Origin of the sequence: Corynebacterium sp. UMB4614, assembly GCF_030217065.1 — a bacterium.
In the GTDB taxonomy this organism is placed as follows: domain Bacteria; phylum Actinomycetota; class Actinomycetes; order Mycobacteriales; family Mycobacteriaceae; genus Corynebacterium.
This window is the reverse complement of the sequence record NZ_JASONC010000014.1, coordinates 49,083-59,883: the sequence shown is the minus strand read 5'-3', so window position 1 is coordinate 59,883 and position 10,801 is coordinate 49,083. Positions and strand designations below refer to the sequence as shown.

Here is a 10,801-nt window from a genome sequence, read left to right as displayed (position 1 = left end):
TGATCTGCTTGGTTCATCACGCTATTGAGTTCTCAAACAACATATGCACACAACAATCCACAACCACAACACTGTGGCGCTTCACGTTGAGGCGGATTCCGAGCTTATCACCCACATGAACCAGAAGCAAACCGGAGAAAAACTCACGATCACTTAGCGTTCACACACTCGGTGACAAGAAACAAGACCGAAGGGAAATCCAACCACCCGGTAATAACCGGCGATCTTGCAGGATTGCTAAGCTACACCATCCAAGAACCAGATGCAAACACAGAAGAAAAACCGTTAAGGATCTTGATTCCCCCGTTCGCACCGAGCCTGTCGGCCTCGCTTGCAGATCAATAATCTACACACAGCCCACAACAAACACAAAACCCCAGCTCAACATCGTTTATGAACTGGGGTTTCTCTGTGGGCACGGACGCTATTCGCCCAATGTCTGAATGTGGCCGGCGTTCCGAGCATCCTGCTTGATGATGCGGGCGTAGAAGACCCACACCGCTATCGCCACATAGAACGCAGAGATAAGGACACCGATGGCCGCTCTCGGTAACGGATCAACGTCTCCAGTGAAGAACAACTGGAAACAGAACACTGTCACCATTGCCATGCCGTAGGCGAGGAAACCCCCAAGCGTCAGCGCACCGGCCTTTGGCCACCGCAACGTGGCGAGTGCAGTTAACAACGTGGTGCCCAGAATGAGGAAGAGCACGATCAGCCCCAGCATCGGCGCACCCGCCAGAATCTCTGTTCCGCTGAACTGCTCCCGGAGCGTGCTCTCACTATTCAGCAACGCGGGATAACCGACTAGGACCATGACCAAGGGCACCGACCAGCTGGTCCTAACAGTGCCCACCAGCGCAGCTTTACGCCATGCCCGCCTACTTCCGCCAAAGGCCAACCATTGAACATAGTTTTTTGGCAGCCCGTACGCAGTGAGCAGCCACCTGCTCCCGATGAGGGCGCCAACAAGTGCGATCCCTAGGTAGGCGCCGATCGTATCCGCCGCCCAGGGCCAGAATGCCAACACGAGGCCAAGAGCCAAGGCGATACCGCACTCCCATTTCGCCAAGGTGCGCCCCAGCAGGCGCAGTGGTTGGATCACCGCCGCGTCGAATGCCGTGTCTGCTTCGAAAGCCGCCTGCTCTTCGCGGCTCAAGTCCTCCGCATTCGAGCCTGCCGGGGTAACGGCTCCACCTTCAGAGCTCGACGCCGCCTTCCGCGATTTCGCCTTCTCCGCTCGGACCAGGATGTCTTGCTCACCCACCGCGTCATTGCGAATCTCCACCTGCGCACTCCAGCCCCGGTAGACGGCGTAAGCGAGAAGAAGCAGATAGCCCACAAGGCAGGAGAGCAGAAGCTTTCCCGAGGTCAGCATGCCGTTAGCGGTCCGAGAAATCACCACGACAATGAGGAGATAAAGCGCCGAGGCCGGCAGCGCCATCCCCCACATAGCTGCCGCTAGTCGGCGGATCTGCGCCGTGGTCAGCCCGAACGCCCGCAGTTCTTCGCCCTTCGGCTGGAATACCAAGTGCACGCTTCCCACAGCACCACCCAGGAAGATGGCATAAAAGAAGTTCATTGGCCGGTGTTCCGCCTCGCCAACGATCGCGAGGAAGCTGATGAGAACTACGAGGAGCACCCTCCACAGCACGCTCCGCCACGACGCGAAGAGGAAGACCCGGCCCATCACTCGGGTGTTCACTCGCTGGACCTGGGCCGAAGCCTCGCCCGCTACCCCCTTGCTTTCCGCCACCTTGATCCCACCGTCCAATGGCTGGGCATGCCGATCACTCGTCTTATTACTCATCGCCGGCCACCTCTCCGGTGAGCGCGAGCACCGCCTGCTCCAAGTCCGCGGCCTTCAGCTGGACACCGGCGCGTTGCGCTGCCGACTCTGCCGCCACGGCTTCCGGCGATTCGGGGTCATAGCTGAGGGTCAACCTGCGCAAACCGGTGCTGGTGACGTCCTTAATAAGGAAGGAAGAAGGGGCGACGGGCAAGGAAGCAGACCACTGCTCGAGGAAGGCGGACACTGCCTGGCTGGGACCGGAGACCAGGTGGATGCGGCCGGAGACGGTCTCGAGGGGGCCGGATTCCAGGAGCTTGCCCTCGTCGATGATGATCACCTGATCCAGCAGTCGGGCGACGTCCCCGAGGTGGTGGGTGGAGAGGATCACCGTGCGGGGATTGCGCTCCAGGTCGGCCATGAGGAATTGGTAGAAGGCCTCGCGACTCTGCACGTCGAGGCCGAGATAGGGCTCGTCCAGCAGGGTGATCGGGCACTGCGCTGCCAGGCCGAGGATGATGCTCACCGCCGAACGCTGACCACGAGACATCGCGCGCAACCGCTTGCTGGTATCGATGCGGAAAGCCTGGATCATCTCCTCCGCGAAGGCCTGATCCCAGGTTGGCCAACGAAGCTCCGCGATCCGCAGCACGCTACGCACCGGGAGGTCCTGCGGCCACGTGGCATCCGGGCCGGCGAGAATGATGCGCTCCAGCGCCCACTCGTTATCGCGGATGGGCTGACCGTCCAGGGTCACCGTGCCGGAGCTGTTCAGCTGCTGCGCGATAGCCCGGAGCAGGGTGGTCTTCCCCGCTCCATTCCGTCCGATCAGTCCGTAGACCTGACCGCCCGGGATCTGCAGGCTGATGCCGTCGACGGCCGGGTGGGTTTTCTTGCCGAAGCTGACCGCCAGCTCCGATAGCTCGATGCTGGGTGTAGCGCGGGGCGGGATGCTCGTTCCAACGCTTTCTTTCAGGTGGTTCATTGTTGTGCCTTCCTGTGTGGTGGGACGCGTGGTGCGTCGACTTAACGGTCTAGCGTGATGCTCTGGGCTAGTTGCCGCTCGAAGGGCAGTGTTTTACCTGCTCGCCGGTGCTCTGCATTGGCGGCTGGAGTAACCCGCGGGGCACGGGCTTCGGTGCGTTGTTGGGGTCAGTCATAGAGCCCCCGGCTTTCAGCGACGCTGCCCAGCAGCTCGCGGAGCTCGCTGGCGGTCATGTCCAGCTTCGCGGCCTCGTCGACCAGCGGCACCAGGTAACGGCCGGCGAAGGCCTCCTTGCGTTGCGCGATGACCTTCTCCCGCGCGCCCTCAGTAACGAACATGCCGATACCTCGCTGTTTCTGAAGCACCCCGGCATCCACCAGCAGGCTCAAGCCCTTGCGGGCGGTGGCCGGGTTGATTGCGTGGAAGGCCGCGAGCTCGTTCGTCGACGGTGCCCGCTCCCCCTCTGGCAGGGAGCCGTCCACAATGGCATCCGCTACGAGCTCAGCCACTTGCTGAAACAGCGGCGTGGTGGCTTCCTCCATGGCACCTCCCTGTATTCGTGTTCGATCCCCTCGATGGGGCTTGGTTGACGTTCACCGTGCGACCAGGTTGCGGTTCAACACCGCGCCCTACCTAGTCGGTTAGTTACTTGTGTAACCAACCATACAACAACTCTTTGATGCACACTAGAGGGGAAAGCGCCACGCGCACAGGCGCTCAAGAAGTACAGTGCGCAATGGATAATGCACTGAAAATTGTGAAACTAAAGAAACGGACAACCGACCCATCATGCTCGAACGAACACAGATCTTCGTCGATACCTCTTATCTCCTAGCTAGCTTCTATAACTCCTGGGAAACCGGCGCCCGCGCGCAATTAGAAATCGACCTCCCGGAGGTCGTCTGTACCTTGGGCCGTATCGCCCAGGACCAGCTCAAACAGCCCATTCACCGACAATTTTGGTACGACGGCATCCCGGAGTCCGGACCACACCGCTACCAGCGTTCCCTGCGCAGCGAACCTGGGGTGCAGCTACGCAGTGGCCAACTCATTGAATGGGGAGACCGCCGCACGCAGAAGGCAGTGGACACCCGCCTGGTCGCGGATATGGTGCTCGCTGCCGTCCGTGGCAACGTCTCGGATATCGTCCTCGTCTCCGGCGACGCGGACATGCTGCCCGGCGTGGAAGAGGCCGTGAATGCGGGCATTCGCGTGCACCTCTACGGCTTCGGCTGGGACTCCATGTCCTCCCAGCTGCGCTTCGCCTGCGATACCACCACGATCCTCGACCCTCGCGAGGATTTCCGGGACACGATGCGGCTGCAGATCCTGGAGGGACCGCTGCCCGCCAACGCCAGCACCACCCCAATCCCTGGGGAAACGCAGGGCGAGGACAGCCCCAGCCCGGACTTCAAGCCCCTCGGCGATGCAGAAGAGCCCGAAGAGTCCGGACCGAGCGTCATTCCGGAAATGGAGCACAACAAGCAGGTCACCGAGCCCACGGCAAAAACGGACAACAACGTCCCCGGGGACACCGCGGAGACCGCTGCTGCTGCGGAGCCGACCTCGGCAGCAGCGTCTGAGCAGGCTACGACCGAACCCGCAGCAGCCAAGGAAAGCCCCGCAAGCGCAGCACAAGCCACCTCTGCGGCGCACCCTGCTGCACCAAAGTCGGCGCCGAAGCCCGGACCCAAGCCGGGTCCGGCACCTACTGCCTCCGCCGAACCAGCGACGTCCGAGCCGTCCGCCGAAACGACGGCACAACCGACCCCCAACACCGTCGCAGCTCAGGGTGCTGCGGCACCGAACGACGCGGCGCCGGACAACAAGACGCCGGACAACGCGGCTGAGCAGAGCGGGGCAGCCCAGTCCCAGGCACAGGAACCAGCCACGGCCACCGAGGACACACCGGAAGCAGCGCGGAAGCCAAAGCCAAACCCATCCATGATGGCCCGCCACCGCAAGCTGCGCTCCCGCTACGTCCCGCTCCCCAACGAAGTCTGGGCGTCCGCGGGAGAGCAGAACCCCTACGACATCGGCCAGCAGTACGCCGTCTGGTGGTTCGACAACGCCGCGAGCGAGGCCCAGAAGGATAACGCCCACCTGCTCTCTGGCGGCGGCCTTCCCCCGGAGATCGACCGCCCACTCCTGCAGTTCGCCTGCGATACCCTTCACGAATACACCCTGACGGAGGCGCAGCGCGTCGGCCTGCGCGATGGTTTCCACAGCGGTATCCGCGGCATCATGCTCCGCGGCCCGCGCGGTTAAATCCGCCCTTCGGTGTGCATGTGTTTTGATATACGCATGCACACCGGAACGACCGTCGAGCACAACCAAGCATCCGTCACTGGATTCAGCACTGCGGAAACGCAGCCCGATGCCCTGAGCCCGCTGCGCACAATCGTGCACATGCTGGTCACCGGCGCGGTCGCGGCAGTGGCGACGGTCGTGGCCTGGTTCATCATGTCCAGGCCGAGCCTTCCGGCGTATAACACCAGCTACGTGCTCAAGGCGCTGAGCAGCGTCGGCTCTGTGCTCGTGATCCTCTTCGCTGCGGTGTCGGTGTACTACGTGCTCCACCCGCGAACCAACTGGTCGAATTGGCAGCGCCGAGTTCTCGCCGTGCTGCTCTACCTTGCTCCAGCGGGCCTGGTGATCACCAGCATCGGTATCCCGCTGGCCGCCACCAGCCTGTACCTGGATGGTGTGAGCGTCGATCAGGCTTTCCGCACCCAGTTCCTGACCCGTCTGACGGACACTCCGGGCTGGGTGGACATGGCCTACCCGAACATGCCGAGCTTCTACCCCGGCCTGTGGTTCTTCACCGGCGGTCTCTTCGCACGCATCACCGGGTTGGCGGGCTGGGCTGCCTACCAGCCCTGGGCGTTGATGACCCTGGCCGCGGCTTTCTCCATGCTCGTTCCCCTGTGGCGCCACCTCACCGGCTCGCTGGCCTCCGGCGCGACGGTTGCGCTGGTCACGGCGGTAGCGACCCTGCACGTAGCCCCGGAGGAGCCCTACGCGGCCATCGTCGCGGTGGGCATGCCAGCCGCAATGGTGATGACCCGCCACGCACTGCTCGGCTCCCGCTGGGCACTGTTCGGCGTGATGGTCTACCTGGGACTTTCTGCCAATCTGTACACCCTCTTCACGGCACTCTCTGCACTCTCGGTGGTGGTCATGGCCATCGCCGCCGCGATCCGGCAGAAGGGAATCCGCCCGCTGCTGAGCCTGCTGGCCATGGGGGTCGGCTCGATCCTCATCGCGCTGCTTGGCTGGTTCCCCTACCTGCGCGCGCTACTCACCCAGCCCCACGGTCCAACGGGCAAGGCACAGCACTACCTCCCCGAAGATGGCACCGCGTTGATGATGCCCTTCTTCGACCTCTCCGCGCTCGGTGTTCTGACCCTGATCGGCCTGGTCTGGCTGGTTGCCCGCCACCGTCAGGACGACGCCCGCGCCCTGCTGGTCGGCATCCTCACCGCCTACGGTTGGGCGGTCGCCTCCATGGCCATGCCGCTGCTCGGCACGACCCTGCTGGGATTCCGCGTGGCGCTGCCGATCGCGCTGCTCTTTGCCGTGGCCGGCGCGCTGGCGATCATCGACCTGCGGGGTGTGGGGATGCCGAAGTTCTACCCGGCGACCGTGGACCCCGCGAAGTCCCGCGGTGTGACGCGCGTGTTCGCCGCGATCCTGGCATTCGGGACGCTCTACTACGCGATCGATATCCCAATGAATCACGAGAAGAAGATCGATACCGCCTACACGGACGCCGACGGCAACGCCATGCGCGGTGACCGCATGCCCGCGGACGCCACCGTCTACTACGCGCAGATCGACGAGCACCTCGCTGAAAAGCTGGGGAAGCGCTCCGGGGCGACCATCCTCACCGATGAGCAGCACTTCATGAGCTTTTACCCCTATCACGTGTATCAGGCGATGACTGCCCACTACGCCAACCCGCTGGGAGAGTTCGAGCGGCGCAACGAGGAAATCGAGTCCTGGACCCAGATCACCGACCCAGATGAGCTCATCGCCGCGATGGATCGGGCAGCCGAGGAAGAAGGGTGGACCGCGCCAGACGCCCTCGTCCTGCGTGGCGAGGTGCCAGCCGAGGAAGGTGGGCCGGCGGGTCGCGACGCCACCCCGATGGAGGAAGCGGAGTTCTCCTACCTCATCGCGGATGACATCTACCCGAACCAGCCGAACGTCCGTTTCCGCACCGTCCACTTCCCGGCGAGCGCGTTCCAGAAGCACTGGGATGTCACGCAGATTGGGCCGTTCGCCGTCGCGGTGCGTAACTAAGGCCACGCGCGTACTAGTCCACATTTGACCGGCGGTAACGTACAGTTATTAGCCGTGTCTACGGTGCAGCAGCAGAATAATAAACAGCCAGATCGAGGGTCCGAAAGCGCGGTGAACCCCACCGCGCCGCCTCAGGCGGGCTCGGCCCCGAAGAGTGGCACCAGCAGTCGGATCACGACCCTCGCGATCGTCTCCGGCTTGCTGGGCTTCTTGCTTTTCATCGCCACTCCATTCCTGCCGGTGAACCAGCAGCAGTCCTCCTTTTCCTGGCCGCAGAACGGGGATCTGCGTAGCGTTACCGCGCCGCTGATCAGCTACTCCCCGGAGAGCCTGGACCTTTCGATCCCGCTCTCCGAGATCGACAAGCTCAACGACGGCCAGAGCAACGTCCTATCCACCGTCCCGGAGGGCTCGAAGGAGGAGACGCTGCGCGGGCTCTTCGTCCGTAACACCGACTCCGGCCTGGACGTCATTATCCGCAACGTGGTGCCGCTCTCCCTCAAGGAGAAGGACCTCAAGGAGCTCTCCGAGGATGCCCTGCTGCGCATCACCTCGGATGCCGAGGCCACCCGGGTCTGGGTGGACGGGACCACCACCGACGGCGAAGAGCTGGACCCTGCGGTGTTCTCCGGCACCGTCGACCGGGACACCCGCCCGATGCTGACCGGCATCTACACCGAGTTCGAGAACACCCCAGAGAACGCGAAGGCCGCCGCCGACGCGGGACTCAAGGCCGACGTCAAGGTGGATTCGCGCTTCTCGAGCGCCCCAACGCTGCTGAAGAACATCGTCATGTGGCTGGGGCTGGCCTTCATGGTCGTCTCGCTGTGGGCGCTGCACCAGATCGACAAGTTGGACGGCCGCACCGGCTCCGGTCGCCTGATGCAGAAGGACTGGTGGAAGCCCCGCTGGGTGGACGGCTTCGTAGGTGCCGTGCTGCTGATTTGGTTCTTCATCGGCGCGAATACCGCCGACGATGGCTACCTGCTGACGATGGCCCGGGCCAGCCACGAGTCCGGCTACATGGCCAATTACTATCGCTGGTTCGGCGTGCCGGAGTCCCCCTTCGGCTGGCCGTTCTACGACCTGCTGGCGCTGATGGTCAACGTCTCCTCCACCTCCCTGTGGATGCGACTTCCCGCCCTGCTGGCTTCCGCGGTGACCTGGCTGGTGCTCTCCCGCGAGGTGCTGCCGCGCCTGGGCGTGAAGGTTAACCAGCGCGCCGTGGCGCACTGGACCACCGCGGTGGCCTTCCTGATGTTCTTCATCGCTTTCAATAACGGCACCCGCCCGGAGCCGATCATCGCGGTCTTCTCGCTGCTGACCTGGGTCTCCTTCGAGCGAGCCATCGCCACCCACCGGCTGCTGCCGGCGGCGATCGGTACGCTGCTGGCCACCCTGGCGCTGGGTGCGGGTCCGACCGGCCTGATGGCCGTGGCGGCGGTGCTGGTCTCCCTGAGCGCACTGATCCGCATCGCGGTGCGCCGCCTGCCGTGGCTGGGCGCCGAGAAGGGTGCGGGCCGCGGGAAGGTGATTCGCGGCATGCTCGCACAGATCGCACCGTTCCTTGCTGCGGGCACCGCGATCCTCGTCGGCGTATTCGGCGACCAGACGTTTAGCACCGTGCGCGAGGCCATCGCCGTTCGCTCCGACCGAGGTCCGTCGCTGTCCTGGTACCAGGAATACGTGCGCTACACCTCACTGCTGGAGCAGTCCACCGACGGCTCCTTCGCGCGCCGCTTCATCGTGCTGATGATGATCTTCAGCCTCGGCGTGGTCGTGGCGTCCATCCTGCGCAACGGGCGTGTCCCGGGCGCAGCGAAGGCCCCCACCGCTCGCCTGATTCTGGTCATCCTCGGCACGGCCTTCTTCATGGTCTTCACACCGACGAAGTGGACTCACCACTTTGGCGTCTACGCGGGCATTGGTGCAGCCCTGATCGGACTCGCGGCGATCGCCGCCTCGCACTTCTCGGCGAGCTCCGCGCGCAACCGCGTGCTCTTCCTGGGCACCACGCTCATGCTCTTCGCGCTGTCGCTCTCGGGCACGAATGGCTGGTGGTACGTCTCTAGCTTCGGTGTTCCGTGGTGGGATAAGACGATCCAGATCGCTGGCATTGAGGCCTCGACGGTGATGTTGGCCATCGCCCTGCTCACCCTGATCTGGGGCGTGCTGCTGGGGTACCGCACGGATGCGCAAAAGGCCCGCGCCCAGTCCGCGGGCGAGGTTGCTGACGTCGACAATGGCACCGATGACGGTGCGGTGACGGATACGACGAACCGGAAGCGCAAGTACCGCGTCACGATGGTGACCGCGGCACCGATCGGTGCGCTGACCATGCTGGCACTGGTGTTCTCGATCGCGTCGATGGGCAAGGGCTTCATCTCGCAGTGGCCGGCGTACTCGATCGGCAAGGGCAACGCCGTCTCCCTGGCTGGGCACAGCTGCCAGCTGGCCGAGGATGTCCTCGTGGAGACGAATACGAATGATTCGCTGCTCAAGGTGGCCGATGGTTCGCCGATCGGTGACTCCCTGACCACCGAGGACTCCACTGGCTTCCTACCGAACCGCATCCCGGCGCACATCGACCCGGATGGTCGTGGCGAGGATGCCGTGAGCCAGAACTCGGTGGAAACCGCGATGAAGCTGGATGGCGATCAGCCGAGCAGCGGCACGAATCTGAGCGAGGAAGCCAGCCAGGCCAGCAGCGAGGGCACGGACGGCACCGCCGGCGCCTCGTCCAATGACCGGAACGACGACGCCGCAGCCTCCGGAGACCGCAGCGGTGGCGCAGAGGCTGCGGACGGTGGCCAGGATTCCGGCACCGCCGGTGGGCTGCTGCCGAAGCCGGGCGTGAACGGTTCGCACGCGCGTCTGCCGTTCGAGCTGGATCCTCAGCGCGTACCGGTGGTCGGCTCCTTCCAGGAGGGGCCGCAGTTCTCCGCCTCGACGACGACCAAGTGGTACTCCCTGCCGGAGAACCGGGAGGATCACCCGCTGATCACGTTGAGCGCGGCGGGCACCATCGGCCACTACGATTCCGACAATGTTTTCCAGTACGGGCAGCTGGTCAAGGTGGAGTACGGCAAGTCGACCGGCAAGGGTCAGGACGACTTCGAGCCGCTGGGCGCGGATCTACCGCTGGACATCGGCACCGCCCCGCAGTGGCGCAACCTGCGCATTCCGATGGAGTGGATCCCGGAGGAGGCGGATCAGATCCGCATCGTCGCGGTGGATACCAACCTCACCCCATCCGAATGGCTGGCGCTGACCCCGCCCCGCGCCCCGAAGCTGGAGCCGCTGAATGACTACGTGGGTTCCGAGGCTCCGGCGCTGCTGGACTGGGCCACGGCTTTCCAGTTCCCGTGCCAGCGGCCATTCGACCACAACGTGGGCGTGGCTGAGGTGCCGGAGTTCCGCATCTCGCCGGATCACTCCGCCCGCCGCATCCTTACCCCGGTGATGGACTACGCCGGTGGTGGTTCCGTGGGGCTGGTGCAGATGAGCACGCAGGCCACGGAGCTGCCGACTTACCTAAAGGATGACTGGCTGCGGGACTGGGGTGTGCTGGACCGCCTGCGGACCTTCCCGGATGCCACGGGCGAGAAGCCGCGTCGGGTTGAGGTGGACGTCGAAGAGAAGACCCGCTCGGGCTTCTGGTACAACGGCCCGATGAAGTACAACGATGAATAGTTAGCGGCTGGCCTGCCGGTAGAACGGCA

At 64.1% G+C, this 10,801-nt stretch carries 6 protein-coding genes; 3 read left to right on the top strand and 3 right to left on the bottom strand.

Translation table 11 applies throughout. The annotated features are described in order from the left end of the window. Window positions 1-424 precede the first annotated feature (424 nt). The 3 genes from QP413_RS07155 to QP413_RS07145 all read right to left on the bottom strand — a co-directional run bounded on the left by QP413_RS07155 (window position 425) and on the right by QP413_RS07145 (window position 3,316). Window positions 425-1,810, bottom strand: a complete 1,386-nt coding sequence (locus QP413_RS07155) for an ABC transporter permease (RefSeq protein ID WP_070758233.1) — start codon at window positions 1,808-1,810, stop codon at window positions 425-427. Beyond that, complete coding sequence (locus QP413_RS07150) at window positions 1,803-2,774, bottom strand: ATP-binding cassette domain-containing protein (protein WP_070758231.1); 972 nt, start codon at window positions 2,772-2,774, stop codon at window positions 1,803-1,805. Before QP413_RS07150 ends, QP413_RS07155 begins: the two co-directional genes overlap by 8 nt. Window positions 2,775-2,941: 167 nt before the next feature. Beyond that, a complete protein-coding gene (locus QP413_RS07145; RefSeq protein WP_012359373.1) occupies window positions 2,942-3,316 on the bottom strand; it encodes a GntR family transcriptional regulator in 375 nt (124 codons plus the stop codon). 247 nt (window positions 3,317-3,563) lie between these two features. On the opposite strand from QP413_RS07145, the gene QP413_RS07140 reads away from it, so the two are divergent. The 3 genes from QP413_RS07140 to QP413_RS07130 are packed head-to-tail and all read left to right on the top strand — an operon-like array spanning window position 3,564 to window position 10,772. Further along, window positions 3,564-5,042 carry an NYN domain-containing protein gene (locus QP413_RS07140; protein ID WP_284781292.1) on the top strand — a complete coding sequence of 493 codons (1,479 nt, stop codon included), beginning with the start codon at window positions 3,564-3,566 and terminating at the stop codon, window positions 5,040-5,042. Between the two features lie 36 nt (window positions 5,043-5,078). Then, entirely contained in the window at window positions 5,079-7,079 is a 2,001-nt protein-coding gene (locus QP413_RS07135) for a galactan 5-O-arabinofuranosyltransferase (RefSeq protein WP_246818007.1), read from the top strand. Between the two features lie 54 nt (window positions 7,080-7,133). Then, on the top strand, window positions 7,134-10,772 hold the full coding sequence (locus QP413_RS07130) for an arabinosyltransferase domain-containing protein (RefSeq protein ID WP_284781291.1): 3,639 nt from the start codon (window positions 7,134-7,136) through the stop codon (window positions 10,770-10,772). Window positions 10,773-10,801: the final 29 nt, after the last annotated feature.

Excerpts from the sequence above, each read along its gene's own strand:
- QP413_RS07155 (WP_070758233.1), bottom strand. The coding sequence starts at position 1,810 with ATGAGTAATAAGACGAGTGATCGGCATGCCCAGCCATTGGACGGTGGG.
- QP413_RS07150 (WP_070758231.1), bottom strand. The coding sequence starts at position 2,774 with ATGAACCACCTGAAAGAAAGCGTTGGAACGAGCATCCCGCCCCGCGCT.
- QP413_RS07135 (WP_246818007.1), top strand. The coding sequence starts at position 5,079 with ATGCACACCGGAACGACCGTCGAGCACAACCAAGCATCCGTCACTGGA.
- QP413_RS07145 (WP_012359373.1), bottom strand. The coding sequence starts at position 3,316 with ATGGAGGAAGCCACCACGCCGCTGTTTCAGCAAGTGGCTGAGCTCGTA.
- QP413_RS07140 (WP_284781292.1), top strand. The coding sequence starts at position 3,564 with ATGCTCGAACGAACACAGATCTTCGTCGATACCTCTTATCTCCTAGCT.